The sequence below is a fragment of the Ruegeria sp. SAZD011 genome (genome assembly GCF_059612545.1).
Genome location: NZ_JBXWQU010000034.1, coordinates 95,571 through 122,501 on the forward strand (window position 1 = coordinate 95,571; position 26,931 = coordinate 122,501).

The window sequence follows — 26,931 nt, forward strand, 5'->3', positions numbered from 1 at the left end:
GCGGCGAAAGTAAACCACACCTGCTATCGCTAACACGCGCAAAAACGCGCAGTTAGGGCTAACAAATTGCTGTTTGCGCCAACACTCCACCGCGACCGCTCACCCCGTTGCAAAGGCCAGTTCCCGCGCCAGACGCCGTTCGCGCAGAAAGGTATAGAGCCCCGAGGCGATGATCAGCGCCGAACCGGCCAGCGTCGCAAGATCGGGACGCTCACCAAAGACCAGCACCCCGGCCAGGATCGAGAACAACAGCCGCGTATAACGGAACGGGGTCACCGCCGAGGCCTCGCCCACCCGCATCGCGGTGACGATACCGTAATAGCCCAACACCCCGAACAGCACCGCCCCCGCATAAGGCCCCCAATGGCCCGGCGCCACCGGCACCGGCGCCGTGCCCGAGAGGATCAGCAATGCAGCCCCGGCCAGGATCAGCGCCAGATAGGCCTGAAACGACACCACCGCCGAGGCGACATTCACATCGATCCGCCGGGTGATCAGGTCCCGCGCCGCCACGCTGATGACCGAGGCCACCACGAACAGCTGTTCGGGCTGGAACCCGGCCATGCCCGGCCGGATGATCATCAATACTCCGGCAAAACCCACCACGATGGCGCTCCACCGACGCCAGCCCACCTGCTCGCCCAGAAACAGCGCCGCGCCCATGGTCACTGCCAGCGGCATCGCCTGGAACACGGCCGCCACGGTGGACAGATCGACCAGCGACAGCGCGGTGATAAAGGTCAGCGCGCTGATCGCCTCGGTCCCGGCGCGGATCAGCAAAAGCGGTGACCAGGCGGCCCGGCTGAACACCCGCTTGCGGGTCGCCACCGCCATGATCAGAAAGCTGGCCGAACAGAACACCCCCAGAACCAGCAGAATCTGCCCGGTCGGCACAGTAACCGACAATTGCTTGATGAACATGTCCTCAAGCGTGAAGGCCGCCATGGCGGCGACAACCAGCAGGATGCCGTTTACGTTGTTCATGGGTCAAAGCCTCTTGCTGGCCGCAAAGGGGCCGGGTCCTGTCGCAGCCAAAGCGCATGTTCGGTGCCGCGGCAAGCGTAAACGCGGCGCCACCGATCAAAAGACGTGGAGACCCCCATCGCGCCGGGTGATGGCAAGGCGCATGGGCTCCGCCCTTTTCCTGTCAACAAAACCCGATCCGCGCTATGCTTGGCGATATCTGACATCAGCCCTCTCGATTGGACATGACATGACCCGCCTGTTTGCATCCGCTGCCCTCTGTCTCGTGACCGCCACCTCTGTCGGAGCCTGCCCCTGGGCGGGCGGCACCTATGAGTTCAGGGAACACGGCATCTACGGCAATTTCGCGGTCAATGGCGATTGCACCGAACTGGTCTGGGACCGGCTCAGCAACGCGCCCGAAACCACGGCGCTTGCGCGCGGCAAACATGGCTGGACCGGCAAGCTCGCCAAGGCCGACGTGGAACTGCTGGACAATGGCGAAAACCTGCGGGTGACCGGCACCGGCGGCGCCATGCGTCAGGTCCGGGCCAAACCCGCGGACTGACGTCCCTTCATTTCGCCCAAAATACTCCGGGGGGCCTACAAAATTCGACGAATTTTGTAGGCTGGGGGCAGCGCCCCCTTTCCGACGCATCCTAGATGCCTAACCCTTGCGGATCGGCACGCCATATAGCTCCAGCTTGTGCCCCTTGAGACGATAGCCCAGCTTTTCGGCGATCCGTTCCTGAAGGGCCTCGATCTCGGGATCGCAGAACTCGATCACCGCGCCGGAATTCATGTCGATCAGGTGGTCGTGATGGTCGCGCTCGGCGTCCTCGTAGCGCGCCCGCCCGTCGCCGAATTCCAGCCGGTCGAGTATGCCCGCCTCCTCGAACAGTTTCACCGTCCGATAGACCGTGGCGATCGAGATCGCCGCATCCAGAGCCGAGGCGCGGGCATAGAGCTCCTCGACATCGGGGTGATCGTCGCTGTCTTCCAGCACGCGGGCGATGACCCGGCGTTGGCCGGTCATGCGCAGGCCCTTGGCCTCGCAACGGGCGATGATCGGTTGGGACATGGGGGCATCCTGTCTCGGCATTCGGGAATCCCGTTTACATGCTGTTGCGTCACAGGGCCAGCCGCGATTGGCGCAGGGCGGTTGACTTTTGCCGCGCGAACCGCCACATGGGCGCTAACGCCAATGTCCTCTGCCGCGTGAGCAGATCAGATAAGACGTGCGGGGAAAACCCGCCCGGCCCACAAAGGAAGGGCCGCAACAGGACAGGCGCAACCGTTCCCACATTCACGCATGGGGCAAACCGCTGGACCGGTCCGGGGCATGAGGCTGCCGGATCCGAGGCTCCGCGGACCCGCTCGTGACGCCGTGCCATTTGGGGTGCGGCGCGAAAGGATTTTTGTGAGCGATTTTGACATGATGGGGCTCGATGATGCCCTGGTGAGCCGGCTGACCGCCATGGGCATCACCGAACCGACCCCGATTCAGGCCCGTGCCATCCCCGAGGCGCTGAACGGCCATGACGTGATGGGCCTGGCCCAGACCGGTACCGGCAAGACCGCCGCCTTTGGCGTGCCGCTGGTCACCCTGCTGGGCCGCGTGGGCCGCAAGCCGGCGCGCGGCACCGTGCGCGGGCTGGTGCTGGCCCCGACCCGCGAACTGGCGCAACAGATCGCCGAGACGCTGAAGGCGCTGACCGAGGATACGCCGCTCAAGGTGGCGATCGTGGTGGGCGGCGTGTCCATCAACCCGCAGATCAAGCGGCTGGAACGCGGCGTGGATATCCTCGTCGCCACCCCGGGCCGCCTGATGGACCTGATGGACCGCAAGGCGGTCGATCTGGGCAGTTGCTCCTTCCTGGTTCTGGACGAGGCTGACCAGATGCTCGACCTGGGCTTCATCCACGCGCTGCGCAAAATCGCGGCGGTGCTGCCGAAAGAGCGTCAGACCATGCTGTTCTCGGCCACCATGCCCAAGCTGATGAACGAGATCGCCCAGAGCTATCTCAACAGCCCGCGCCGGATCGAGGTTTCGCCCCCGGGCAAGGCCGCCGACAAGGTGACACAGGTGGTGCATTTCATCGCCAAGGCGGCCAAGACCGACTTGCTGATCGAATTGCTCGATACCCATCGCGACGAGCGCGCCATCGTGTTCGGCCGCACCAAATGGGGCTGCGAGAAACTGTCGAAGACGTTGGAAAAAGCCGGGTTCGCCACCGCCGCCGTGCATGGCAACAAGAGCCAGGGCCAGCGCGACCGCGCCATCGCCGCTTTCAAATCGGCGGATGTGCGGGTGCTGGTGGCCACCGACGTGGCCGCGCGCGGTCTGGACATTCCCGATGTGAAGCACGTCTACAACTATGAACTGCCCAATGTGCCCGACGCCTATGTGCACCGGATCGGCCGCACCGCGCGGGCGGGCAAGGACGGTGCGGCGGTGGCCTTTTGCGCGCCTGACGAGATGGAGGAACTGGCCGCCATCCAGAAGGTGATGAAGGCGTCGATCCCGATCGCCTCGGGCCGCCCCTGGCAACCGATCGAGGATCCGGCCAAACCGGCGGCCCGCAAAGGCCCCGGCGGCAAACCCGGCAAGCCCGGCGGCGGCGGTGCCCGGCGCAACCGGCGCGGCGGCCGTGGCCGCAGCGCGGCACGCAAGGCGGCCTGATCGACCAGAACGGAGCCGACCCGTACAGGGTCGGACCCGCTCCTGAGGCGACCACGCCCGGCTAGGCATCCCCGCATCCCCACCCTTTTGCCAGAAACACAGCCAACCGCGCCTCAACGCGGGGCGTTCTGTGTCAGCCGGTCGGGTTTTGCGCCGCCATATCCGGCCCGCAGAGCCAGTCGAGAAAGGTCATGGCGCCGGGTTTTCCGGCGCCGCGCGGGGTGATGTTGCAATAATAGCCGCGCCCGGTGCGGCATTCATGGCGCGATGCCAGCACCAGCGCGCCGCTGTCCAGCTGGTCGTCCATGAAGGGCCGCCAGCTGAGCCCGATCCCCATGCCGCTCTGCAACGCCCGGTTATGCACCATGAAGCTGTGAAACCGGTTATGCCGGGGCGGGCTGGGCGGGGTCACGCCGCTGCCCTCGAAAAACCGCTGCCAATCGTCGAAATGGGTCTCGGCGCTCAGGTATAACAGCCGCTCTGCCGCCAGTTCCGCGTGGCTGAGCGGTCCGCGCCCGTCCAGCACCGCAGGCGTACAGACCGCCACCAGCCGTTCCGGGATCACCCGGCGCGACACCATCCCCTCCAGCCCGGCCACATCAAATGTCACCAACAGGTCGCATGTTCCGGGATCGTAGTCGGGGTTCTGGTCGCGGGTCACGACCTGGAGCGCGATCTCGGGGTGGCGCGATTGGAACGCGCCCATCCGGGGCAGCAGGTAATAGCTGGTAAAGCCCATCGCCGCATTGACCACCAGCGCCGCCTGCCCCTCGCTTGCGCGCAGGCTGTCCATCCCCTTGTTCAGCGCCTCGAACCCCGTCGCCACCGCCCGCGCCAGCTGCGCGCCCTCGTCGGTCAGGGTCAGGCGCGGCTTGGTCCGCAGGAACAGGATCACGCCCAGATCGGCCTCAAGCTGTGCCACCTGCCGGCCCACCGCCGGACCCAGCACGTTGAGCTCGCGCGCGGCACGGGTAAAGCTCAGATGCCGGGCCGCCGCGTCAAAGGCCTGGATCTGGTGCAGGGGCAGACTGGGGCGCATCATCATCGTTCATTCAAGGAAACATCAACTTTCCCCTTTAGCCTATGTTTTCGAAGATTACATCCCGTTAGGCTTCACCCAAGGACGGATGGGCCACGCCGGGCGAGGACACGGAGAATGCAGGACCCCAACAGCAAGCTGACCCTTGCCAGCGGTCGTACGCGCCTGCCCGCATCAGAGGTGCAATCCCGGCTCGACGCGATTTTCCAGGCCCTGGGGTTCGACCCAGACATCGCCGGTGAAGTGGCCGCGCATCTGGTCGATGCCAGCCTGTCGGGGGTCGAGAGCCACGGGGTGATGCGGGTGCTGGAATATGCCGCCCAGGTCGAAAGCGGCTATCTGACACTCTCGGGCCGCCCACGGGTGGTGCGCGACGACACCGGTGGCCCGACTCGGGTCGAGGCGGGTGGCGGCATCGGTATCCCTGCCCTGCGACTGGCCTATGAGACCTGCTGCGACGAGGCGCGCGCGCGGGGTCTGTCGGCGCTGTCGATCCGTCACGTGGGCCATACCGGGCGGCATGGCGCCTTTGCCGAGACGGCGGCCGAGGCCGGGTGCCTGACCATTTGCCTCGGCGGCGGCAATCGCCAGACCTGGCGGCAGGTGGCGCCCCATGGCGGCGCCCGCGCCATGCTGCCCACAAACCCCTGGTGCATCGGCATCCCCGGCGGCGACCGGGGGCCGGTGGTGCTGGATTTCGCAACCTCCAAGATCGCGGGCGGCTGGATCTATGCGGCGCGCTCGGCCGGGGCGCTGCTGCCCGAGGGCTGCGTGATCGACGCCCAGGGCCACCCCACCCGCAACCCCGAGGATTATTTTGCCGGCGGCGCCATCCTGCCGGCGGGCGGGCACAAGGGTTTTGGCCTTGCCCTGCTGGGCGAGCTGGTGGGCGAGGCGCTGCTGGGCCCCTCGACCACCGAATGCAACTGGCTGCTGATCGCGCTGTCGGCAGAGCGGTTCCGCGATGCCCCCACCATGGCCGCCGCCGCCGAAGAGGTGCTGGACGAGCTGCGCCGCTGCCCGCCCGCGCCGGGCAGTTCCGGTGTCGAGATCCCGGGCGAGCGCGAACGCGCCCACCGCGCGGCCTCGGGCGGGGTCGTGTCGGTCCCGCGCGACACCTGGAGACAGATCGAGACATTGGCCGACCGGCTGGGAGTATCCGCGACATGAGCAGACGCAAGCGCAAGACCACCCCCGAGGCCAGTCCCGGTGAAAGACCCGAGACCGCCGCCCATGGTGGCAGTTGGCACCCGGTCCCGGCCGAGGCGGTCACGCAGCTGGCCGAGGCGGCGATCACCATCCTCACCACGATCGGCATGGCCGAGGCGCCACCGGTTGTCTGTGATGCCATCCTTGCGGCGGGGGGCAGGCTCGACCGGGGGCGTCTCCTCTATCCGCGCGCCCTGATCGAGGCAACGCTGGCCGAAATGCCGCGCCGGGTGCTGCTGGCCGGTCAGGATCCGGCCCATGACCTGAGCGTCGGTGGCACCCGCGCCTATGCCGGCACCGGCGGCGCCGCGCCCAATGTGATGGACGCAGGGAGCGGCGACTACCGCCCCTCCAGACTTGCCGATCTCTATGATGCCGCCCGGCTGGCCGATGCGCTGGAGCATGTGCATTTTTTCGCCCGCTCGCTGGTGGCGGGGGACGTGGCCGATCCGCTGCGCTTTGACCTGACCACCGCCGCCGCCGCGCTGGCGGGCACCGCCAAACACGTGATGGTGCAGGCAACCGAACCGGGCCATGTGGCGCCGCTTGCCGCGCTCTGCCACCGGATCGCGGGGGGCGAGGCCGCGTTCCGCGCCCGGCCCTTCCTGTCGCTCAACATCAACCACGCGGTGCCCCCGCTCAGGTTTCACGCCGAAAGCGCCGAGGTGATGGCCGAGGCGGTGCGCGCGGGCATCCCGGTGCATTGCAACGTGTTCGGCCAGTTGGGGGCGTCGAGCCCGGTAACGCTGGCGGGATCGGTGGCCCAGACCCTGGCCGAGACGCTGGCGGGGCTGGCCTTTGTCCATGCGCTCGACCCGAACGCGCCGCGCATCGCGGGCCCGCGCCCGATGATCACCGACCTGCGCAGCGGCGGGCTGGCGGGCGGTGCGGGTGAACAGGCGATGGCCACCGGGCTGGCGGTGCAGGTGCTGCGGGTCTGGGATCTGCCCTGTTCGGTAATCGCGGGCGCCACCGACAGCAAGCTGCCCGATTTCCAGTCCGGCTACGAAAAGGCGCTGACCATCAACACCGCGCTTCAGGCCGGGGCCAACCTGATCACCCAGGCGGCGGGCAGCCAGGCCGGGCTGATGGCGGTGCATTTCGGCGCCATGGTGGCCGACAACGACATGTTGGGCGCGATCCTGCGCGCCAATATCCCGCCTGAAATCACGTCCCGGACGCTGGCGCTGGAGGCGATTGCCGAGGTGGTGCGCGGCGAGGGTCATTTCCTGGGCCGGCCCGAAACCTATGCCCGGATGCGCAGCGACTTCCTCTACCCCGAGATCGCAGACCGCGCGCAACTTGGCGACTGGGCCCTGGGCACGCGCGCCGATATGGGCGCGCGTGCCTCGGCCCGGGCCATCACTCTGCTGGGTCGCCATTGGCCCAAGCACCTGTCTCCCGACCTGCGCGCCGATCTGGCCCATCAGTTCGGACTACCCGTTGAAAAGGAGCCTTCCACATGAAAATCGCAATCGTCGGCTGCGGCGCCATGGGGTCGATCTATGCCGCCCGCCTGGCCGAGGCCGGGCATCAGGTGCGGGCCGTGGACATGTGGGCCGACCACGTGGCGGCGATCAATGCCGGGGGCCTGCGCGTGGACGGGCCATCGGGAACGCTCCTGTCCCGTCAAGTCGAGGCGATGGAGGACCTGTCCCGGGCCGGTCCCTGCGACCTCTATATCCTGGCGACCAAGGCGGCGGGCGTCGAACCGGCGGCGCAGGCCATTGCCGCGACCATGCCGCAACATGCCTTGGTACTGACGATCCAGAACGGGCTGGGCGCGGGCGAACGCATCGCCCGCCACCTGCCCGCCGACCGGGTGCTGCTGGGCGTGGCCGAGGGATTCGGCGCCGCCATGGTCGGGCCGGGACACGCGCGCCACACCGCGATGAAGCTGATCCGGCTGGGCGCAATGACCGGCGGCGACGATCCGCGCCTGGAACAGGTGGCCGGGATCTGGCGCTCGGGCCGGTTCGAGGTCGAAACCTTTGCCGATATCGACCGGCTGATCTGGGAAAAGCTGTTGTGCAACGTCACCCTGTCGGCCCCCTGCACCGCCTTTGGCTGTACCGTTGCCGATCTGCGCGCCGATCCCGAACGCTGGGCGGTGGCACTGGGCTGCATGGCCGAGGCCTATGCCGTCGGCCGCGCGCGCGGGGTGGCGTTCTCCTTTGACGACCCGGTTGCCTATGTCACCGCCTTTGCCGAGAGGGTGGGCACGGCCAAACCCTCGATGCTGCAGGATCACGAGGCGGGGCGGCGCTCCGAGCTTGAAGCGATCAATGGCGCCATCCCGCCGCTGGGCGCGGCGCTGGGGATCGCGACCCCCTATAACGATACACTCTGCGCGGTGATCCGTGCACGCGAGGCGGCATTTGGGGGAGACCGGACATGAGACTTGCCTCGTTCCTTGTTGACGGCGCGCCCGGCTATGGGGTGATCACCGAGGCAGGCGCGCATCCTGCCCTGCCCGCGCTGCGCGCCGCCTGCCCCACCCTGCGCGACTATCTGCGCACCCGCCCGGTTGCCGATCTGCCGGGCCAATGCGGTGCGTCGCTGCCGCTGGACAGTCTGGTCTGGCTGCCGCCGATCCCCGAACCGGGCAAGATCCTCTGCGCCGGTATGAACTATCGCAAACCCTATCCGGTCGATGGGGTGCCGCCACCAGATCCGGGCCATGTGGTGCTGTTCTCGCGCCATCCGCAAACGCTTGTGGGCCATGGCGCCCCGCTGGAAATGCCGCAAGGTGCCGCCGCCGAAAGCTTTGATTTCGAAGGCGAGATCGTTGCGGTGATCGGTCGGCCCGGCCGCCATATCGCGCCCGAGGCCGCGCTGGGCCATGTGCTGGGATATTCGGCGATGAACGAAGGCTCGGTCCGGGGCTGGATGAAACACTCGGTCCATGCAGGCAAGAATTTCAACGCTTCGGGCTCCTGGGGGCCGTGGATCACCACCGCCGACGAGGCGGGCGATATCGCCGGGATGACATTGCAAACGCGGGTGAACGGCACCCTGATGCAGTCCGATAGTGGCGCCGGGATGATCTTTGGCCTGGCTGAGCTGATCGCCTATATCTCGCATATCCAGCCGCTGGAGGCAGGCGACATCATCGCCACCGGTTCGCCAGACGGCACCGGCGGCAGCCGCACACCGCCCGCCTTCCTGCGTCCGGGCGACCGGGTGGCGGTCACGGTCAGCGGTGTCGGTACGCTGGAAAACAGCGTGGGCGCGTCATGAACACGGCCTCTCATCTGGCCCGCTTTGCCGTGACCGCCCGCCCCGACCCGGCGGTCGAGGCGGTCGCGGCCCCCGCCATTCTCGATTGCATCGCCTGTATCCTGGCCGGGGTCGACAGCCCGGCGGCAACCCGCAGCCGCGCCGCGCTGGCACCACTGGGCAGCGGCCCGGTACCGGTTCTGGGCACCGCGCTGACCCTGCCCGCCCCGACGGCGGCGCTGGTCAACGCGGTGGCGGGCCATGCCTGGGACATGGACGACTGGGAGGAGCCGGGCAACACCCATCCCACCGTTGTCCTGTTCCCGGCGCTGCTGGCGGCGGCACATCTGCGACCTGTCACGGGCGCCGAGTTGCTGGCGGCCTATGCGGTCGGGATCGAGGTGATCATGCGGCTGGGTCAGGCGCTGACACTCGACCATTACAAACGCGGCTTTCACGCCACCGCCACGCTGGGCGCCATCGGCGCGGCGGCAGCGGTGGCGCGGCTGCTGGGGCTGAGCGAGGATCAGGCGGACCATGCGCTGGCCCTCTCGGTCTCGCAGGCGATGGGCTATACCGCGCAATTCGGCAGCACCGCCAAGCCGCTTCAGGCCGGGTTCGCCGCGCGCACCGGGGTCGAGGCGGCGCTGCTGGCCCGGGCGGGCGCCACCGCGCAACCGCATGTACTGGATGACAAGCGCGGCTTTGCCGGGCTGTTGGCGCCGCATGATGCGGCGCGGCTGGCCGCGATCCCCGACCGGCTGGGCGCACCCTGGGGATTGTTGCAATACGGGCTGGCCTTCAAACCCTGGCCGTCCTGCGGCTATACCCACCGGCTGATGACAGCGGCGGCCGAGATCCGCACCCGCCTGAACCGCGAGACCGCCGGTATCGTCGCGATCCGGGCCAGCCTGCCCGATTTCCACCATGCGATCCTGCCCTTTCACCAGCCCCGCAACCAGGCCGAGGCGCTGTTTTCCGCCCCCGCCTCGATCGCGCGGATGCTGGTCTCGGGCGGGTTGACACTGGCCGATGGCGCGGCGGAGTTCTGGACCGAACCCGAGATCAGCCGCCTGATCGCGCTGACCGTGCTGGTGCCCGAACCGGCGCGTGACCCGTCGCTGAACTTTGATCCCGAGCAGCCCGACCGCCTGCAGGTCACACTTTCCGACGGCCTTGAACTGAGCGCCAGTTGCGCCTATCCGCTGGGTGCACCGCAGAACCCGATGCCGCCCGACCACCTTGCGGCGAAATGGCACGAGATCACCGGGCGCCCTGTGTCGCAGTATCACGCCATGCTGCGCTGGCCGCAGGCCGCCGATATCGCCACCTTTCTGCGGCAGGAGGCGGGTTGAGACGTTGACGGAAAGGACCCCGGCGATGACCGAGAGCAATCTGCAAGACTGGCTTGGCCGGCAGGAGAGCGCCGAGGACACGCTGCGCGCCCAACCCGCGCGCTTTCTTCAGGCCACGCTCGACCGCGAGCCGGACCTGACCGAAGGCGACGCGCTGCCGCCGCTCTGGCACTGGCTCTATTTCCTCGAGGCGCGTCGCGCCAGCGAACTGGGCCGTGACGCGCATCCGAAAAAGGGTGGCTTCCTGCCGCCCGTTTCGCTGCCGCGCCGGATGTGGGCGGGGGGCCGGTTCCACTTTGACCGCCCGCTGATCCTGGGGCGGGCCGCCAGCAAACGCTCGACCATCGCCTCAATCACCGAGAAGGAGGGGCGCAGCGGCAAGCTCTGCTTTGTCACCGTCCGGCACGAACTGTTCCAGGATGGCGTTCCCGCCCTGACCGAAGAACATGACATCGTCTATCGCGAGGACCCGGCACCTGATGCCCCGGCGCCCGCCCCCGCCCCCGCGCCCGATGGTGGCGAGTTCTCGCGCCGGATCGCGCCGACCGAGGTGATGCTGTTCCGCTATTCGGCGCTCACCTTCAACGGGCACCGGATCCATTACGATGTCGACTATGCCCGCACGGTCGAAGGTTATGACGGGCTGGTGTTTCACGGGCCGCTGACCGCCACCCTGCTGGCCGATCTGGCCTGCGCACAGGCCGGGCGGCCCCTGCGCGCCTTCTCATTCCGGGGGCTGGCGCCGATTGCCGGCCTTGCCCCCTTTGACATCCAGGGCCGGGCCGAGGGCGAGAGCCTCACACTCTGGGCCCGGCGCGCGGACGGCGCGCTGGCCATGCGCGCCACTGCCGAATTCTGAGGGCTGGGCCGATCCGGAACCGGGGTCGGACCAGACGCGCCTTTTGGTGTTTCAGCCGGTCGGTTCGATCATGCCAAAGACCTCGATTTCCTGGCTGAGACCGCGGATCCGGTGACTGCCGCGCGGCATGAACATCCCGGATGACGCCTGCGCCACCGCAGCCGTGGCCAACACCCGATTGCCGAGTGTCTTGGTCAACCCCTCGATCCGGCTTGCCGCATTCACCGCCGGTCCCAGAACGGTAAAGTCGAGCCTGCCGGGACTGCCGATATTGCCATAGCTGACCCGGCCCACATTGATGCCGATGCCGATGTCCAGCGGTGACCGGTTGGCTTCCCTGCGCGTATCGTTCAGGGCCGACAGCCCTTCGAGGATCCCATGCGCCGCGCGGGTTGCTTGCCGGCACTTTCCGTTCCGCTCCTGCGGCGATGAAATCACGAAGACCGACAAGATACCGTCCCCCATGAACTTGAGCACATCGCCGCCCATGGTTTCCACCGACTGGACCACAAGTTCGAAATACCCGTCCAGCGCGTCAAAGACCGCGTCCTCGCCCGCGGTTTCGGAAAAGGCGGTAAAGCCACGCAGATCGGTGAACATGACCACCGCGTCGAGCGTCTTGCGCTCGCCGCGCCTGACGGTCCCGTTCCAGACCTCCCGCGAGGGTCCGTCGCCAAGATAGGTGCGCAGCAGGCTTTGGGTGGACTTGCGCATCGTCATCGGCTCCAGCGCCGAGGACAGGCCCGGTTTCGACGCCTCGATCATTGCCAGGTGTTCCGGGCTGAACCCGCCGCTGTCGCGGGTGGCAAAGGTACAACCATGCTGCGAGCCGTCGCCATATTGCAGCAGCGTCGCGTAATAGTCGGTGCCTCCCGCCGCGGCGAATTCGAGATAGGAAACATGGTCCTTGTCGCGATCAAGACCGCGAAGGCTTTTGTGAAGCGGTTTCTGATGGGTCAGGATGTATTCAAAGGCGCTGCCGATATAGTCGTCTGTCAGCATGCGCGCGTGGGTGACATCATAGGTTTCGGTGCCTTCGGGCGTCCAGACGATGCCCCACGCGATCAGCAGGGGGTTGGCGAACCGCTGGCCGATATTGACCCGCCAGAGCGGCACGCCGGCATCCACAAGTGTCGCGCAATAGCGCGACACCACCTCGACAGGATCGTCAGAACAGCGACCCCGGGTCATCATCCAGTGATTAAGGCCCGCAACAGGATCCATCGCTCCAGCTTAGGTCTTTGCGCCCGTGGCACAAGTCCCCATCACCCGGCGAGACCGTCAAGCGGCAGAAGGCCCACCTCTATCTCTTGACTGCCGCGACCGCCTTCGCCGCGCGGTTTAGCGCCGCTTCGGTCCTTTCCAGCTCCTCCTCGCCCAGCGCCAGCGAGGGATAGAGCTTGCCCGGAGACTTGAACACGCCCTCGGCCCGCAGCACCGCGTTCCAGACCTGCGCCCGCTCGGGCGCGGCATGGCGGGCCGTGCGGTAATCGGTGCAGGCGGCCTCGGTGAAATAGACGTCGAACAGGGTGGCGTCGCCCGACAAGCGGTGCGCGATGCCCTGTGCGGTCAGTGCCCGCTCGTGCATCGCCATCAACCGTTCACCCAGATCGCGCAGGCGCGCGTACTGGTCCGGACGGCGCAGGATCTCGAGCGTCTTGAGCCCCGCCGCCGCCGCCACCGGATTGCCTGACAGGGTGCCCAGTTGCATTAGCCAGCGTTCGGCCCCCACCGCCCCCTTGTCGAAATGCGCCATGATCCGGGCCGAGGCACCCAGCGCCGCAAGCGGGAAGCCGCCACCGATCACCTTGCCCAGGGTGACGATATCGGGGGTCACGCCATACTGTTCCTGCGCGCCGCCATAGGCGAGGCGAAAGCCGGTGACAATCTCGTCAAAGATCAGCAGCACCCCATGACGGTCGCAAAGCGCGCGCAGGCCCTGAAGGAAACCGGGCGCGGGCGCGATGATCCGTTGCAGCGGCTCGGCGATGATCGCGGCGATGTCGTCATGCTCGGCCAGAAGCGAGGCCACCGCCTCGAGATCGTTGAACGGGGCCACCAGCACCTGATCGGCCACCCCCTGCGGGATGCCGGCGCTGTCGGGCACCGGGGTCGGGAAATTGACCGCGCGAGCGGGGGCAAGGCTCATCTGTGCCTCGGCCGACATGCCGTGATAACCGCCTTCGAATTTCACGATCCGGGACTTGCCGGTATAGGCGCGCGCCAGCCGGATCGCGTACATGTCCGCCTCGCCCCCCGAGGTGACAAAGCGCACCTGTTCGCAACAGGGCACCGCCTGAACGATCGCCTCGGCCAGCTCTATCCCCTTGGTGTTGTTGGCGAAAAAGGTCATGCCCAGCGGCAGTTGCTCCAGCACCGCCTCCATCACCTCGGGGTCGCCATGGCCCAGCAGCATCGGTCCCGATCCGATCAGATAGTCCACGTATTCGCGCCCGTCCTGATCCCAGACCCGCGCGCCCTGCCCGCGCGCGATGATGGCAGCGGGGTCGAAATTGCCGAACCCCGCGGCGGGCAGCACCGCGCGGGCGCGTTCGATCCAATCGGCCTGGCTGTTCAGTCGGATCATATCTCTCCCTCCGGATAGGTCAGCACCGGCGCGGTCTCCAGATCGCCGCGCCACAGGACCAGCGCCATGAAGGGGCGATCATGGGTGCGTGTGGCATGCGGGCGCCCCGAGGGGTGGAACACATGATCGCCCGGCCCCAGACGGCGGGGCGGATGCCCCTCCATCAGGAACTCGGCCTCGCCCGCGAGAATGAAATAGATCTCTTCGGCCGGGTGCTGGTGGAATGGATAGTAAAGCCCTGCCGGCATATAGACCACATAGGCCGCAAGGCCGTCGCTGGCAAAGGGTCCGCCCTCGCCGATCAGGCAGTAGCAGCCGAACCGGTCCATGAAATCGGCCCCCAGCCGCGAGCCCTGATAGGTCAGTCGCCACTGGGCCACCGCGCCTGCGGCGATGAAGGCATCGCGGATCGCCGCATAGGCGGTGGTCGTCAGGTCCGGATCGCTCTCCATCAGCGCGGCGGGCGGAATGCGGACAGGCGTGATCGGCTGCGGTATCAGCGCCGCAGGCAAGGCCGCAAATGCGGCCAGCGCGGGTTCGTGCGCGTAGAGCCGGTAGAGTTCGGCCAGAAGATGCTCAAAGGCGGGATCGGTCTGGGTCATGTGGTCAGTCCAGTATGAGATCGGGCGCACCCAGAGCAGCACTGTCGACAGTGATGCCAAGGCCGGGACCGGTGGGGGGAGCAATGCGACCCTGAACGCGGGCCGGGGCAGCGGGGGCGAGGCGCGGGGCGACATAGCCCGACAGATCACAGACATTCAGCACCCGCCCCGGTTCGGTCGCCGCCCCCAGGTGGAGCAGCGCGGCAGTGGTAATGTCACTGCCCCAGGTGTCCTCGATGCACATTCTCGCCCCAAGGTGCAGGCACAGATCCCGCGCCCGGCGGGTCGCCGAAAGCCCGCCGAATTTCGACAGTTTCAGCGCCACCGCATCCATGATACCCAGCCTGTGCGCCGCCAGCAGCGAGGCCGTGTCATGGGCCAGTTCGTCCATCTTCATCGGCAGGCCGGTGGCGCGCTGAACGCGGGCGCAATCCTCCAGCATCGCACAGGGCTGTTCCAGCATGATGTCGAGATGCGAGACGGCCCGGCCCACCCGGATCGCCTCCAGCGAGGTCGCGCCGCAATTCCAGTCGCCATAGACCAGCGGCCCCGGCCCCACCGCCGCGCGCACCTTGGTCAAACGCTCCACATCGGTCTGCCAGTCGCCCGAGGCGCCCAGCTTGACCTGGAACTGGGTGATCCCCTGCGCCTGTGCCTCGCCCGCGATACGGGCCATCTCGTCGGGTGCGATACAGGTGATCGAATGATAAAGCGGCAGGTCCGCCACGCGCTGCCCGCCCAGCAACGCATGCAGCGGCAGGCCCGCCACCTGCCCGGTGATGTCCCACAGCGCGATATCCAGCGCCGATTTGGCATAGGGGTGGCCGGGCAAGTGCCGGTCGGCTCGCGCCATCAGCGCCTCGGGGCCGACGGGATCGGCGCCCAGGATCACCGGGGCCAGCTCTTGCAAGGCCGGGGCGACGCCGCGCGCATAGGCGGGCAGGTAATGCGGGATCGGACAGACCTCGCCCCAGCCGGTTATCCCGGTATCGGTCTGAACCGCGATCACAACGGTCTCGACCGTGTCGCAGGTCTTGCCATCGGCCATGTAATAGGCGGTGTGGCTGGTCAGCGGCACATGCCAGAGCGATATGCGGGTGATGCGTGTCATGCGTTTACCGCCACAGATTTGCCCAGCGGTGCCCTCTGCCGGAGAAGAGGCTTGCCGGGATCGGCGCCCATTGGCAGTGCGTGGAGGTGATCCGTCTTGTGCTCAGGCGTGGTGCCGGGGGGTGGGGTCGGATGCCTCCGGCGGGAGTATTTGCAGCGGAATGAAGCACCGGACCGGATCATTGCACTGGCTCCGCCTGAAGATCGGCACGGGGGCGGGCATTGTCCGGGTCATAGGCCGGTGCACCAAGGATGCGGCCCTTGCGCGGGCGTCCGGCGATGATCACCTCGACCTCGGTTCCGGGCACGTTCACTTGCGGTTTTACATAGGCGAAGGCGAGGATCTTGCCGACCGTATGCCCATAGGCGACCGAGGCGGTGGAGCCGACCACCTTGCCATCCAGCAAAACCGCCTCGCCGCCGTTGCCGTCGAAGCGGCCGTCGGGTTCGATTTCGAGATAGGCGCAGACCCAGGGCAGGTTACCGGTGTTCAGCGTCCTGTCCCGGCCCAGATACTCCTTGTCGGTGCGGGCAAAGCGCAGCACGTCGGCCTCGGCCAATGTCACTTCGTTGGTCAGCTCGCCCGCGCCCTTGAACGCCTTTTCCATCCGCAGCGCGTTCATCGCGAAGCTGCCATAGTCGGTCAGGCCATGGCCCTCGCCCGCCGCCCAGAGCGCGTCATAAACCGCAAGCGCATGGTCGCGGGGGATGTGCAACTCCCACCCGAGTTCACCGGCATAGGACATGCGCATGGCCCAAAGGCTGTGGCCCGCGACAGTGATCTGCTGCGCCGTTAGCCATTTGAAGTGCGCGTTCGACAGGTCGGCATCGGTACAAGCGGCAAGGATATCGCGAGCGCGGGGGCCGTTCAGGGCCAGCGCCGCCCAGTCAGTAGAGAGATTGCGAACCGTGAACTCCGCCGTACCGCGATACGCGGCCAGGTGATCCAGAAGGCGCTGTTCGAAGAAGGCGGCGCAGACGAGGTAGTAACGGTCCTGCTCGAGCTTGACCACGGTGGTTTCCAGCTCGATCCGCCCGCGCCGGTTCAGCATATGGGTAAGCGCGATCCCCCCCACCTTTTGCGGCAGGCGGTTGGCGGTGAGACGATCGAGCAGTGCGCCCGCGTCCGGGCCCGAGACCTCGACCTTGGTAAAGGCCGAGATATCCATGATCCCGGCAGCGGTACGCACGGCGGCGCATTCGGTCGCGACCATGTCATGCACCGGGGTACGGCCAAAGCCGTAATGGTCGCGCTGCTCGATCCCCCGCGCGAACCAGCGCGGGCGTTCGTGGCCATAAACCTCTTCGTACACCGCGCCCTTGTCCTTGAGCCGGTCATAAAGCGGTGAGGGTTTCACCGGGCGCCCGGCAAGGCGGTTGAAATGGGGATACGGGATCTCGTGGCGCAGGCAATAGTCTTCCTTGGCCTTCACAACCTGCCAGTCCTTGGTGGCATAGGCGCCGAACCGGCGCGGGTCGAACTCGCGCATCGAGATATCGGCGGCGCCATGCACCATCCAGCGCGCCAGTTCGCGGCTGAGCCCCGGCCCCCAGCCGATGCCGATCTGGGTGCCGCAGCAGCACCAATAGTTGCGTACCCCCGGCGCCGGGCCAATGAGCGGATTGCCATCGGGCGGGTGGCTGATGGCGCCATGCACCTCGCGCTGGATACCGAGATTGGCAAAGATCGGCATGCGGTTCAGGCTTTCCTCGAGCCAGGGCATGACCCGGTCGTAATCGGCATCGAACAGCCAGTTTTCATAGTCCCAGGGGCATTCGTCGATCCAGACCGCGTTGGGATTGGCCTTTTCATAGATGCCGATGAGGCCGCGTTTCTGCTCCATCCGGATATAGCCCGAAACCTTGCGGTCATCGCGGATGACCGGCAATTCACGGTCGAGCGATTGGAACTCGGGCACCGGTTCGGTCACGAAATAGTGGTGCGTCATCGAGGTCATCGGCAGTTGCAGGCCCGACCATTCGCCCATCTGCCGGGCATAGGTGCCGCCCGCGTTGACCACATGTTCGCAGGTGATCGTGCCCTTTTCGGTCTCGACCACCCATTCACCGCTCGGCGCTTGCGTGATGTTGGTGGCGCGGGTGTGGCGGAAGATGCGCACGCCCTTTTGTCGCGCGCCTGCCGCCATCGCCATGGTCACGTTTGTCGGGTCCACATGCCCGTCATCGGGTGTGTGCAGCGCCCCTAGCACACCGTCGAGATTGTAGAACGGGTGCAGCTCTGCGATCCGCTCCGGCCCGACAAGCTCGATGTTGAAGCCCAGCGACCTGCCCACCGACAGCGTATGGCGCAGCCAGTCCATCTCATCCTCGGTATAGGCCAGCCGGAACGAGCCGCAGCCATGCCATGTCACCGCCTGCCCGGTCTCGGCCTCGAGCTTTCCGGAATAGAGGCCGATGTTGTAATCGACGCATTTGCCGAGGCCGAAAGAGCTGGTCGAATGGGTGATCTGCCCCGCCGCGTGCCAGGTGCTGCCGCTGGTCAGCTCGGCCTTTTCTAACAGGACGGTGTCGCCGCCCCACCCTTCATGCGCCAGGTGATAGGCCAGGCCCACCCCCATGACGCCACCACCGACGATGACCACACGCGCATGGGTGGGCAGGCTCTGCTGGGACATGAAATTTTCCACTTCACGAGTCGCGATTTCTCTCGACAGGCTAATGCCACATTTGTACCATCGTCAATCATGAATGAAACAAATGTATCATCTTCAGTTTTGAACCGCCTCACTGCAGAGTGGGACGCCCTGACGCCAGAGGCACAGAAGGCCGCGCGCTATGTGCTGGAAAATCCCGCCGACGTGGGGGTCTCGACCGTGCGCGAGATTGCCGAGGCCGCCAATGTAAAGCCCAACACCTTTGTCCGCATGGCGCGCCAGGTGGGCTTTGACGGCTACGAGGATTTCCGCGCCCCCTTCCGCGACGCGATCCGGCGCGGCACGGCCAGCTTTCCCGACCGGGCGCGCTGGTTGCAGGATATCGGCCGCTCGGGCGAATTGGGCGGGCTATACGCCGACATGGTGGGCGCCGCGATCCGCAACATCGAGGAGACCTTTGCCGGCATCGACGCCGAGCGGTTGAAGACAGCGGCCGAGGCGATCTGGGCCAGCCGGCAGGTGTTCACTCTGGGCGTCGGCGTGAACAACGCCAATGCCCGCGCCTTCACCTATCTCGCCTCGACCGGCATGACCGATTTCCACGCGATCCCGCGCCCCGGTTCGACAGCGGTGGACGATCTGGCCTGGGCCGATCATCGCGACGTGCTGATCGCGATGACCAGCCGCCCGTATCGGGCCGAAGTGGTCGAGGCGGTACGCATCGCCCGCGACCAGGGTCTGACCGTCATCGCGCTGTCCGACAGCCCGGCCAGCCCGATCATCCGCGCCGCCCAACATGGCTTTGTCGTGGCGGTTGACACACCACAGTTCTTTCCGTCCTCGGCCTCGACCATCGCGCTTCTGGAAACGTTGCTGAGTTTTGTCATCGCGGTGGCCGATGACGAGATCGTGACGCGGGTCGAGAGCTTTCACCGCCGCCGCCACCAGTTGGGTCTCTATCTGCAGGAGCCGGAATGACAATCAACGCCACCCCGGTGCGCTCGCTTGAGGCGCGCTATTACACCGATCCGGCGATCTATGCCGCCGAGCAGGCCGGGCTGTTCGCCCGGACATGGCAATTCGCCTGCCATGCCAGCCAGTTAGAACAGCCTGGCGACTATCTCGCCTTTGAGCTTGGCACTGAAAGCCTGTTCTGCATCAGGGGCCGCGACGGGGCGATCCGCACCTTTTACAACGTCTGCCAGCACCGGGCGCATCAGCTGGTCAGTGGCACCGGCTCGACCCGTGTCGTCGTCTGCCCCTATCACGCCTGGACCTATGAGCTGACCGGCCGCCTGCGTGCCGCGCCCAACGCGAAATCGGTGCCCGGTTTCGACGCCGCGCAAATCTGCCTGACCGAGGTCCGGACCGAGGTCTTTCTCGGCTTCGTCTTTGTCAACCTCGACCCCGAGGCGCAGCCGATGGACCACTGGTTCCCGAATGTGCGGGCCGAGCTTGAGGCCTTTGTCCCCAACTGGTCCGATCTGAAACCGCTGGAATGGGTCGAGATCCCCGAAGACTGCAACTGGAAGGTCTCGGTCGAGAACTATTCCGAATGCTACCATTGCAGCCTGAACCACCCGACCTTTTCGACCGGGGTGATCCGGCCCGAGACCTATGACATCCAGCCGCAGGGCTATTGCCTGCGCCACACGACCGAATGCAACGATCTGAGCCAGATGACTTACGACATCGACAGCGGTTTTCCCAACAACGACCGCTATTCGAGCTGGTTTCTCTGGCCCATGTTCTCGTTCCAGGTCTATCCCGGCAACCTGTTGAACACCTATCACTGGCGCGCGGTGGATGCGGGCCGGGTGGTGGTCTGGCGCGGCTGGTACTCGGTAGGCGGCGCCGAGAACGAGACCGTGCGCCGCATGGCGAAACAGGACCGCGCCACCACGGTCGAGGAGGATATCCGGCTGGTGGAATCGGTCCAGCGCGGTTTGCGTTCGCGCGGCTATGTGCCGGGGCCGCTGGTGGTCGATCCCGGTTGCGGCGTAAACTCGGAGCATTCCATCCTGCACCTGCAGACCTGGATGCGCGAGGCGGTTGCGGCCGAGCCGATGTCTTGAAAAGACATCGGCCCGAAATCCGTGCCGGATTTCGGCCAGCGCAACACAGAAACGGAGCGACAAGATGAGCACATTCGACGAAGACCTGTTCCTCAAGGGGCTGGAACAGCGCAAGGCCACGCTGGGCGCCGATTACGTGGAAAGGAACCTCGCCGCCGCCGACGACTTCACCCGCCCCTTTCAGGAGGCGATGACCGCCTGGTGCTGGGGCTTTGGCTGGGGTGACGAGGTGATCGAGCCCAAGACCCGCTCGATGATGAACCTCGCCATGATCGGCGCGCTGGGCAAGATGCATGAATGGGAAATCCATTGCCGGGGTGCACGCACCAACGGGGTCAGCCGCGACGAGATCCGCGCCATCATCCATGTGATCGGCATCTATTGCGGCGTGCCGCAGGCGCTGGAGTGTTTTCGCGTCGCTCGACGGGTGCTCGACAGCGAGGACTGACCTCGCCACAGACCCGCGCCTTTTGATGGGCATGTCCGATTTGAACCCCAAGTGGTCCGAAGATGTCCGCGACTCGGGGCTGGTTTCCAGCCAGCATGGGGGCAAAGGGAGTCGGATTCGATGGGCTATTCAGGACTACGGGTCATCAAAGAGGCGCTGACCGGTCACCGCGGCTGGGGACCGGCCTGGCGCGATGCCGCGCCCAAGGCGCAGTATGACTATGTCATCATCGGCGGCGGCGGCCATGGGCTGGCCACGGCCTATTACCTCGCCAAGGAGTTCCGTCAGGCGCGGATCGCGGTCCTGGAAAAGGGCTGGATCGGTGGCGGCAATGTGGGCCGCAACACCACCATCATCCGCTCGAACTATCTGCTGGACGGCAACGAGCCGTTCTACGAGTTCTCGCTGAAACTGTGGGAGGGGCTGGAGCAGGAGTTGAACTATAACGCGATGGTCAGCCAACGCGGCATCCTCAACCTGATCCATTCCGACGCCCAGCGCGACGCTTTCATCCGCAGGGGCAATGCGATGATGCTGAACGGTGCCGATGCCGACCTGCTCAGCACCGAACAGATCAAGGCGCGCTATCCGTTCCTGAATGTCGACAATGCCCGGTTCCCGATCAAGGGCGGGCTGGCGCAGCACCGGGGCGGCACCGTGCGCCACGACGCGGTGGCCTGGGGCTATGCCCGCGCCGCCGACCGGCACGGCGTCGACATCATCCAGAATTGCGAGGTCACCGGCTTCCGCATCGAGAACGGCACCTGCACCGGGGTCGAAACCTCGCGCGGGGTGATCGGCGCGGGCAAGGTGGCGGCCTGTGTCGCCGGGTCCTCCTCGCGGCTGATGGAAAAGGCGGGCATGCGCCTGCCGATCGAAAGCCACGTGTTGCAGGCCTTTGTCTCCGAGGGTCTGAAACCGCTGTTGCCCGGTGTGATCACCTTTGGCGCGGGGCATTTCTATTGCAGCCAGTCCGACAAGGGCGGGCTGGTATTCGGCGGCGATATCGACGGCTACAACTCCTATGCCCAGCGCGGCAACCTGCCGGTGATCGAGGATGTCTGCGAGGGCGGCATGGCGATCTTTCCGATGCTGGGCCGCGCCCGTCTGCTGCGCAGCTGGGGCGGCATCATGGACATGTCGATGGACGGCTCGCCGATCATCGACCGCACCCATATCGGCGGGCTCTATTTCAACGGCGGCTGGTGTTACGGCGGGTTCAAGGCGACGCCCGCCTCGGGCTTTGCCTATGCGCATCTTCTGGCCACCGACAGCCCGCACAAGACCGCCACCGCCTATCGCTTCGACCGGTTCGCGCGCGGGCGGATGATCGACGAAAAGGGCATGGGCAACCAGCCCAACCTGCATTGAGAGGGCACCGGACATGTTGATCGACCACCCCATCCTGGGCCCGCGCGACAGCAGCGAATTCGTCTACAAGGGCGACGCCGCCCTGATCCGCCGCCCCGACTGGCAGGCCCCCGACGCGCTGGAGCAGTTCATCGACTATGGCTATCTGCGCGACAACCCGGCGGGCCTGCACCGCGAGCTGTGGTTTCACGAACAGGGCGACCGCTCGTGGCTGGTGGTGACCCGCGACACCACCACGCATGAGATCACATCCGTCGAACTGGCCCGCGACGTGGCCCGCAAGGAGGGACGCTCCAGATGACCGGTCCCAATCGTCTGAACGGCGGTCTGATCGACCGCAGCAAGCCGCTGAATTTTACCTTCGACGGGCGCCGGTATCAGGGCTTTGCCGGGGATACGCTGGCCTCGGCGCTGTTGGCCAACGATGTCCGGCTGATGGGGCGCTCGTTCAAGTATCACCGCCCACGCGGTCCGATGAGCGCGGGCTCCGAAGAGCCCAATGCCATTGTCGAGCTGCGCGAGGGCGCCCGCAAGGAACCCAATACCCGCGCCACCACCGCCGAGCTGTTCGACGGGCTGAGCGCCAATTCGCAGAACCGCTGGCCCTCGCTGAAATGGGACGTGATGGCGGTCAACGATCGGCTGTCCAATTTCTTTGCCGCCGGGTTCTATTACAAGACCTTCATGTGGCCCGCCGCCTTCTGGGAGAAGGTGTACGAGCCGATCATCCGCAAGGCGGCGGGCCTGGGCACGCTCAGCCATGCGCCCGACCCCGACAGCTATGACAAGGGGTTTCTGCATTGCGACCTTCTGGTGATCGGCGCTGGCCCGGCCGGGCTGGCGGCGGCACTGACAGCCGCGCAATCGGGGGCGCAGGTCATCGTCGCGGACGAGGATTTCCTGCCCGGCGGGCGGCTCAATGCCGAGACCTTTGCGCTGGGTGACCAATCCGGCACAAACTGGGCCGCCGAGACCGCCGCCGCGCTGCAAGCCATGCCCAATGTGCGGCTGATGACGCGCAGCACCGTGATCGGCGCCTTTGACCATGGTATCTATGGCGTGGTCGAGCGGGTCAGTGACCACCTGCCCCAGCCGCTGCCGGGCAAACCGCGTCAGATCCTGTGGCGGGTCTATTCGCGCCGCGCCATTCTGGCCGCCGGGGCCACCGAACGCCCGATCGTGTTCGAGAACAACGACCGTCCCGGCATCATGCTGGCCTCGGCCCTGCGCAGCTATGCCAACCGCTGGGCGGCAACACCCGCACGCGCGGTGGCGGTGTTCACCAACAATGACGACGGCCATCGCACCGCGCGGGATCTGAGCGCACGGGGGGTCAGCGCCGTGGTGATCGACACCCGCACGGACGCGCCCGAAACCACCGATTACGAGACCATCCCCGGCGCGACCGTCACCAATACCCAAGGCCGTCTGGGCCTGACCACGGTCGAGGTGACGCTGGCCACCGGCACCACCCGTACGCTCAGCGTCGGCGGGCTGGGCGTCTCGGGCGGCTGGAACCCGAACGTGCACCTGACCTGCCACCAGCGCGGGCGCCCGGTCTGGGACCAGGCAATCGCGGCCTTTGTGCCGGGCGGCACCCTGCCCGTGGGCCTGATCCCGGCGGGCGCGGCGCAGGGCGTGTTCAGCACCCATGGCGCGCTGGCCTCGGGGCAAGCGGCGGCGCAGCAGGCGCTGTCCGATCTGGGCATCGCGGCGAAACCCGCCCCCCTGCCCCAGGCCGAGGACGCACCGGTCAACGTCACCCCCTTCTGGCACGTCAGGGGCGCCAAGCGCGCCTGGGTCGATCAGCAGAACGACGTCACCGCCAAGGACGTGAAACTGGCCCATCAGGAGAACTTCGTCTCGGTCGAGCACCTGAAACGCTATACCACGCTGGGCATGGCGACCGATCAGGGCAAGACCTCGAACATGGCCGGTCTGGCGATCATGGCCGAGGTGGCGGGCAAGTCGATCCCCGAGGTCGGCACCACCATGTTCCGCCCACCGTACACGCCCACGGCGATGGGCGTCTTTGCGGGCCGCTCGCGCGACATGGATTTCCGACCCACCCGCAAGACGCCCAGCCATGTCTGGGCCGAGGAACAGGGCGCGGTCTTTGTCGAGGTCGGCATGTGGCTGCGCGCGCAATGGTTCCCCCGCCCCGGCGAAACCCATTGGCGCCAGAGCGTCGACCGCGAGGTCACCCAGACCCGCAAGTCGGTCGGTATCTGCGATGTGACCACGCTGGGCAAGATCGACGTGCAGGGCGCGGATGCGGCCGAGTTCCTCAACAAGGTCTATTGCAACGGCTTTGCCAAGCTGGCGGTGGGGCGCACCCGCTATGGGCTGATGCTGCGCGAGGATGGCATCGCCATGGATGACGGCACCGCCGCGCGCCTGGCCGAGGATCATTTCGTGGTGACCACCACCACCGCCAATGCGGTGGCGGTCTATCGCCACATGGAATTCGTGCGCCAATGCCTGTTCCCGGACATGGATGTGCAGCTGATCTCGACCACCGAGGCCTGGGCGCAATTTGCCGTGGCCGGACCCAATGCGCGCAAGCTGCTGCAAAAGATCGTCGATCCGGCGCATGACATCTCGAACGAGGGTTTTCCCTTCATGGCCTGTGCCGAGATCACCGTTTGCGGCGGGCTGCGGGCGCGGCTCTTCCGCATCTCGTTCTCGGGCGAGCTGGCCTATGAGATCGCGGTGCCCACCCGCTATGGCGACGCGCTGATCCGGCGCATGATGCAGGCGGGCGAAGAATTCGACGTGGTCGCCTATGGCACCGAGGCGCTGGGGGTGATGCGGATCGAGAAAGGCCATGCCGCCGGCAACGAGCTGAACGGCACCACCACCGCGCTCAACCTCGGGATGGGGCGGATGGTGTCGAAGAAGAAGGACTCGATCGGCTCGACCCTGTCCGAACGCGAGGGGCTGAACGAGGCGGATGCGCTGAAACTGGTCGGGTTCCGCCCGGTGAACCCGCAGGACAAGGTGCCCGCCGGATCGCATCTGATGACCCGGGGCGACCCGGTCGATGCCGCCCATGACCAGGGCTATGTCACCTCGGCCTGCTACTCGCCCAGCCTGGGCTGTCATATCGGCATCGGCTTTCTGAAATCCGGCGACAGCCGCAAGGGCGAGATCGTTCGCCTTGTCAGCCCGCTGACCGGGCTCGACCACGAGGTCGAGGTGGTGAGCGCCCATTTCGTCGATCCAGAAGGAGAGCGTCTGCGTGCATGATCTGAACCCGATAACGCCGCTGGGCGCTGCCGCTCCGGTGGTCGAGAGCCATGGCCCGGTAACCCTGAGCGAAGTGACCGAAACGGCGCTGGCCTCGGTCGCGGCGCGGCTGGGCCGCGAGGCCGAGACGACAACCCTGTTGACCGAGGTTCTGGGCGCCGCGCCCCCGGCCCCGGGCCGGCTCTGTCCCGGCACGCCCGGCGCCTTCTGGATGGGGCCCGATCAATGGATGGTCGAGGCGCCGCTGAGCACACATGAGGATCTGGCCGCGCAGCTGGCCGCCCGCGCCAAAGGCGCGGCCAGCGTCACCGAACAGACCGATGCCTGGTGCCGGTTCGACCTGACCGGAGACAATCTGGCAGATGTGTTCGAACGGCTCTGCCCCGCCAATACCCGCGCCTTTGCCGGGGGCGAGGCGGTGCGCAGCGCGATCGACCATCTGGGCTGTTTCCTGCTGTGCCGGGCACCCGATCATATCACGGTGCTGGGGCCACGCTCGGCGGCGGGCTCGCTGCATCACGCGCTGGTGGTGGCGATGCGCGCGGCGTTCTGATCAGACCGAGGGCACCGGCAGGTTGCCCTCGACCCGGTAGAGGTTGATCCGCTTGCGGTCCTGCTGCGGGGTCAGGCCAAAGGCCTCGCGGTAATGCCGCACCAGCGGCTTGGCGTTGGCATAGCCCACCGCCGCCGCAACATCCGAGATACTGTCATTGGTATACATGACGATCTGACGCGCCGCCTGCATCCGCAGGTGGCGGAAATAGCCGGTCGGGTTCTGTCCGGTGGCCTGTTTGAAACAACGCTCCAGATGCCGGGGGGTGATGTTCAGCCGCTCGGCAATCATCGCGATACTGGCGGGCGCGGCCAGGTTCTCGGCAAAGATTTCAACGGCGCGTGCCACCAGCGGCGACATTTCGCTCTCGGCATCGGCGGCCTGATGGATCGGCAGCGCCTGTTTCACCCCCGCCTTGCGCATGATCGGATGCTGGAACCAGCAGGCGACCTCGTTGGCCACGTTGGCGCCCAGCGCTGCCTCGATCATGCTCAGCGCCAGGTCGAAGGCCGCCGCCGCCCCCGAGGCGGTCAGCAAACGCGGCGAGATCTCGATCACCTCATTGCTGCGGCGGATCTCGGGGAATTCGGCGGCAAACGCCGCCTCGTAACACCAATGCACCGACAGGCGCTCGTCGCGCACCACGCCGCTGCGCACCAGCGGAAAGACGCCGCCGCTGATCGCGCCCAACACGGTGCCGTGCCGTTCGATCCGGCGCAGCAGCGAGGCGGTGCGCGGGTTCTCGAACCGGGCCACCGGGGCGGACAGCAGCACCAGATAGTCAAGCGCCGCCACGGTCTCCAGACTGGCGTCCGGATCAAAGGTAATGCCCGCGCTCGACACCACCTTGTGGGGCAGTTCCGACACCAGCCGCCAGGCGAAACTGTCCGACATCGAGATCTCGTTGGCCGCGCGCAGCGGCTCGATGATCGAGGTCAGGCAGGCCATGGGAAAGCCCGGAAACAGCAGAAACCCGATACGTGTGGTCATTCCG

Annotated in this window: 24 protein-coding genes; 15 read left to right on the forward strand and 9 right to left on the reverse strand. The window is 66.6% G+C overall.

Going from position 1 to position 26,931, the window contains the following annotated elements:
- Positions 1-99: 99 nt before the first annotated feature.
- The gene (locus AC2FLM_RS18050; protein WP_496859375.1) at positions 100-984 is read right to left on the reverse strand and encodes a DMT family transporter; all 885 of its coding nucleotides are present in this window, start codon (positions 982-984) and stop codon (positions 100-102) included.
- Positions 985-1,213: 229 nt separating this feature from the next.
- Here AC2FLM_RS18050 and AC2FLM_RS18055 point away from each other — a divergent pair, with 229 nt between their 5' ends.
- A complete protein-coding gene (locus tag AC2FLM_RS18055) occupies positions 1,214-1,531 on the forward strand; it encodes a hypothetical protein (RefSeq protein ID WP_496859376.1) in 318 nt (105 codons plus the stop codon).
- 99 nt (positions 1,532-1,630) lie between these two features.
- Here the strand turns inward: AC2FLM_RS18055 and AC2FLM_RS18060 are convergent, their stop codons facing one another.
- Positions 1,631-2,044, reverse strand: a complete 414-nt coding sequence (locus AC2FLM_RS18060; protein WP_234136394.1) for a Fur family transcriptional regulator — start codon at positions 2,042-2,044, stop codon at positions 1,631-1,633.
- A gap of 339 nt (positions 2,045-2,383) precedes the next feature.
- Between AC2FLM_RS18060 and AC2FLM_RS18065 the strand changes: the two genes are divergently transcribed.
- Entirely contained in the window at positions 2,384-3,646 is a 1,263-nt protein-coding gene (locus AC2FLM_RS18065; protein WP_234144989.1) for a DEAD/DEAH box helicase, read from the forward strand.
- Positions 3,647-3,779: 133 nt separating this feature from the next.
- On the opposite strand, the gene AC2FLM_RS18070 is transcribed toward AC2FLM_RS18065, so the two are convergent.
- Positions 3,780-4,688, reverse strand: coding sequence for a LysR substrate-binding domain-containing protein (locus AC2FLM_RS18070; RefSeq protein ID WP_496859377.1), 909 nt, complete (start codon positions 4,686-4,688; stop codon positions 3,780-3,782).
- Between the two features lie 114 nt (positions 4,689-4,802).
- Between AC2FLM_RS18070 and AC2FLM_RS18075 the strand changes: the two genes are divergently transcribed.
- Genes AC2FLM_RS18075 through AC2FLM_RS18100 form a run of 6 tightly spaced genes read left to right on the forward strand, consistent with a single transcriptional unit; the run spans position 4,803 to position 11,327 of the window.
- Positions 4,803-5,855 carry an Ldh family oxidoreductase gene (locus AC2FLM_RS18075; RefSeq protein WP_496859378.1) on the forward strand — a complete coding sequence of 351 codons (1,053 nt, stop codon included), beginning with the start codon at positions 4,803-4,805 and terminating at the stop codon, positions 5,853-5,855.
- Entirely contained in the window at positions 5,852-7,360 is a 1,509-nt protein-coding gene (locus AC2FLM_RS18080; RefSeq protein WP_496859379.1) for a trimethylamine methyltransferase family protein, read from the forward strand. Before AC2FLM_RS18075 ends, AC2FLM_RS18080 begins: the two co-directional genes overlap by 4 nt.
- Complete coding sequence (locus tag AC2FLM_RS18085) at positions 7,357-8,292, forward strand: ketopantoate reductase family protein (protein ID WP_496859380.1); 936 nt, start codon at positions 7,357-7,359, stop codon at positions 8,290-8,292. Before AC2FLM_RS18080 ends, AC2FLM_RS18085 begins: the two co-directional genes overlap by 4 nt.
- Positions 8,289-9,134: a fumarylacetoacetate hydrolase family protein gene (locus tag AC2FLM_RS18090; protein WP_496859381.1), complete on the forward strand. Its 846-nt coding sequence runs from the start codon at positions 8,289-8,291 to the stop codon at positions 9,132-9,134. The genes AC2FLM_RS18085 and AC2FLM_RS18090 overlap by 4 nt, the downstream gene beginning before the upstream one ends.
- Positions 9,131-10,468 (forward strand): MmgE/PrpD family protein, encoded by a 1,338-nt coding sequence (locus tag AC2FLM_RS18095; RefSeq protein ID WP_496859382.1) that lies wholly within the window; start codon positions 9,131-9,133, stop codon positions 10,466-10,468. Before AC2FLM_RS18090 ends, AC2FLM_RS18095 begins: the two co-directional genes overlap by 4 nt.
- Positions 10,469-10,493: 25 nt before the next feature.
- On the forward strand, positions 10,494-11,327 hold the full coding sequence (locus tag AC2FLM_RS18100; protein ID WP_496859383.1) for an HTD2 family dehydratase: 834 nt from the start codon (positions 10,494-10,496) through the stop codon (positions 11,325-11,327).
- Positions 11,328-11,378: 51 nt separating this feature from the next.
- Here AC2FLM_RS18100 and AC2FLM_RS18105 read toward each other — a convergent pair whose 3' ends face one another.
- The 5 genes from AC2FLM_RS18105 to AC2FLM_RS18125 all read right to left on the reverse strand — a co-directional run bounded on the left by AC2FLM_RS18105 (position 11,379) and on the right by AC2FLM_RS18125 (position 18,262).
- The gene (locus tag AC2FLM_RS18105) at positions 11,379-12,551 is read right to left on the reverse strand and encodes an adenylate/guanylate cyclase domain-containing protein (RefSeq protein WP_496859384.1); all 1,173 of its coding nucleotides are present in this window, start codon (positions 12,549-12,551) and stop codon (positions 11,379-11,381) included.
- 79 nt (positions 12,552-12,630) lie between these two features.
- Positions 12,631-13,914: an aspartate aminotransferase family protein gene (locus AC2FLM_RS18110; protein WP_496859385.1), complete on the reverse strand. Its 1,284-nt coding sequence runs from the start codon at positions 13,912-13,914 to the stop codon at positions 12,631-12,633.
- Complete coding sequence (gene dddQ / locus AC2FLM_RS18115; protein ID WP_496859386.1) at positions 13,911-14,516, reverse strand: dimethylsulfonioproprionate lyase DddQ; 606 nt, start codon at positions 14,514-14,516, stop codon at positions 13,911-13,913. Before dddQ ends, AC2FLM_RS18110 begins: the two co-directional genes overlap by 4 nt.
- A 4-nt stretch (positions 14,517-14,520) precedes the next feature.
- The gene (locus AC2FLM_RS18120; protein ID WP_496859387.1) at positions 14,521-15,627 is read right to left on the reverse strand and encodes a mandelate racemase/muconate lactonizing enzyme family protein; all 1,107 of its coding nucleotides are present in this window, start codon (positions 15,625-15,627) and stop codon (positions 14,521-14,523) included.
- Between the two features lie 178 nt (positions 15,628-15,805).
- Positions 15,806-18,262, reverse strand: coding sequence for an FAD-dependent oxidoreductase (locus AC2FLM_RS18125; RefSeq protein WP_496859388.1), 2,457 nt, complete (start codon positions 18,260-18,262; stop codon positions 15,806-15,808).
- A gap of 69 nt (positions 18,263-18,331) precedes the next feature.
- On the opposite strand from AC2FLM_RS18125, the gene AC2FLM_RS18130 reads away from it, so the two are divergent.
- From AC2FLM_RS18130 to AC2FLM_RS18160, 7 genes are all read left to right on the forward strand, one after another.
- Positions 18,332-19,219 carry a MurR/RpiR family transcriptional regulator gene (locus AC2FLM_RS18130; RefSeq protein ID WP_496859389.1) on the forward strand — a complete coding sequence of 296 codons (888 nt, stop codon included), beginning with the start codon at positions 18,332-18,334 and terminating at the stop codon, positions 19,217-19,219.
- On the forward strand, positions 19,216-20,316 hold the full coding sequence (locus AC2FLM_RS18135) for an aromatic ring-hydroxylating oxygenase subunit alpha (RefSeq protein WP_496859390.1): 1,101 nt from the start codon (positions 19,216-19,218) through the stop codon (positions 20,314-20,316). Before AC2FLM_RS18130 ends, AC2FLM_RS18135 begins: the two co-directional genes overlap by 4 nt.
- Before the next feature lie 64 nt (positions 20,317-20,380).
- Positions 20,381-20,764, forward strand: coding sequence for a carboxymuconolactone decarboxylase family protein (locus AC2FLM_RS18140; RefSeq protein ID WP_496859391.1), 384 nt, complete (start codon positions 20,381-20,383; stop codon positions 20,762-20,764).
- A gap of 120 nt (positions 20,765-20,884) precedes the next feature.
- The gene (locus AC2FLM_RS18145) at positions 20,885-22,135 is read left to right on the forward strand and encodes a sarcosine oxidase subunit beta family protein (RefSeq protein WP_234140823.1); all 1,251 of its coding nucleotides are present in this window, start codon (positions 20,885-20,887) and stop codon (positions 22,133-22,135) included.
- Positions 22,136-22,148: 13 nt separating this feature from the next.
- A complete protein-coding gene (locus AC2FLM_RS18150) occupies positions 22,149-22,436 on the forward strand; it encodes a sarcosine oxidase subunit delta (protein WP_234140824.1) in 288 nt (95 codons plus the stop codon).
- On the forward strand, positions 22,433-25,384 hold the full coding sequence (locus AC2FLM_RS18155) for a sarcosine oxidase subunit alpha family protein (RefSeq protein WP_496859392.1): 2,952 nt from the start codon (positions 22,433-22,435) through the stop codon (positions 25,382-25,384). The genes AC2FLM_RS18150 and AC2FLM_RS18155 overlap by 4 nt, the downstream gene beginning before the upstream one ends.
- A complete protein-coding gene (locus tag AC2FLM_RS18160) occupies positions 25,377-25,937 on the forward strand; it encodes a sarcosine oxidase subunit gamma (RefSeq protein WP_496859393.1) in 561 nt (186 codons plus the stop codon). Before AC2FLM_RS18155 ends, AC2FLM_RS18160 begins: the two co-directional genes overlap by 8 nt.
- On the opposite strand, the gene AC2FLM_RS18165 is transcribed toward AC2FLM_RS18160, so the two are convergent.
- On the reverse strand, positions 25,938-26,927 hold the full coding sequence (locus AC2FLM_RS18165; protein ID WP_496859394.1) for a GlxA family transcriptional regulator: 990 nt from the start codon (positions 26,925-26,927) through the stop codon (positions 25,938-25,940).
- Positions 26,928-26,931 lie beyond the last annotated feature (4 nt).

Coding starts and splice junctions, on each gene's coding strand:
- AC2FLM_RS18050 (WP_496859375.1), bottom strand. CDS start 984: ATGAACAACGTAAACGGCATCCTGCTGGTTGTCGCCGCCATGGCGGCC.
- AC2FLM_RS18055 (WP_496859376.1), top strand. CDS start 1,214: ATGACCCGCCTGTTTGCATCCGCTGCCCTCTGTCTCGTGACCGCCACC.
- AC2FLM_RS18060 (WP_234136394.1), bottom strand. CDS start 2,044: ATGTCCCAACCGATCATCGCCCGTTGCGAGGCCAAGGGCCTGCGCATG.
- AC2FLM_RS18070 (WP_496859377.1), bottom strand. CDS start 4,688: ATGATGCGCCCCAGTCTGCCCCTGCACCAGATCCAGGCCTTTGACGCG.
- AC2FLM_RS18075 (WP_496859378.1), top strand. CDS start 4,803: ATGCAGGACCCCAACAGCAAGCTGACCCTTGCCAGCGGTCGTACGCGC.
- AC2FLM_RS18080 (WP_496859379.1), top strand. CDS start 5,852: ATGAGCAGACGCAAGCGCAAGACCACCCCCGAGGCCAGTCCCGGTGAA.
- AC2FLM_RS18085 (WP_496859380.1), top strand. CDS start 7,357: ATGAAAATCGCAATCGTCGGCTGCGGCGCCATGGGGTCGATCTATGCC.
- AC2FLM_RS18090 (WP_496859381.1), top strand. CDS start 8,289: ATGAGACTTGCCTCGTTCCTTGTTGACGGCGCGCCCGGCTATGGGGTG.
- AC2FLM_RS18095 (WP_496859382.1), top strand. CDS start 9,131: ATGAACACGGCCTCTCATCTGGCCCGCTTTGCCGTGACCGCCCGCCCC.
- AC2FLM_RS18100 (WP_496859383.1), top strand. CDS start 10,494: ATGACCGAGAGCAATCTGCAAGACTGGCTTGGCCGGCAGGAGAGCGCC.
- AC2FLM_RS18105 (WP_496859384.1), bottom strand. CDS start 12,551: ATGGATCCTGTTGCGGGCCTTAATCACTGGATGATGACCCGGGGTCGC.
- AC2FLM_RS18110 (WP_496859385.1), bottom strand. CDS start 13,914: ATGATCCGACTGAACAGCCAGGCCGATTGGATCGAACGCGCCCGCGCG.
- dddQ (WP_496859386.1), bottom strand. CDS start 14,516: ATGACCCAGACCGATCCCGCCTTTGAGCATCTTCTGGCCGAACTCTAC.
- AC2FLM_RS18120 (WP_496859387.1), bottom strand. CDS start 15,627: ATGACACGCATCACCCGCATATCGCTCTGGCATGTGCCGCTGACCAGC.
- AC2FLM_RS18125 (WP_496859388.1), bottom strand. CDS start 18,262: ATGTCCCAGCAGAGCCTGCCCACCCATGCGCGTGTGGTCATCGTCGGT.
- AC2FLM_RS18130 (WP_496859389.1), top strand. CDS start 18,332: ATGAATGAAACAAATGTATCATCTTCAGTTTTGAACCGCCTCACTGCA.
- AC2FLM_RS18135 (WP_496859390.1), top strand. CDS start 19,216: ATGACAATCAACGCCACCCCGGTGCGCTCGCTTGAGGCGCGCTATTAC.
- AC2FLM_RS18140 (WP_496859391.1), top strand. CDS start 20,381: ATGAGCACATTCGACGAAGACCTGTTCCTCAAGGGGCTGGAACAGCGC.
- AC2FLM_RS18145 (WP_234140823.1), top strand. CDS start 20,885: ATGGGCTATTCAGGACTACGGGTCATCAAAGAGGCGCTGACCGGTCAC.
- AC2FLM_RS18150 (WP_234140824.1), top strand. CDS start 22,149: ATGTTGATCGACCACCCCATCCTGGGCCCGCGCGACAGCAGCGAATTC.
- AC2FLM_RS18155 (WP_496859392.1), top strand. CDS start 22,433: ATGACCGGTCCCAATCGTCTGAACGGCGGTCTGATCGACCGCAGCAAG.
- AC2FLM_RS18165 (WP_496859394.1), bottom strand. CDS start 26,927: ATGACCACACGTATCGGGTTTCTGCTGTTTCCGGGCTTTCCCATGGCC.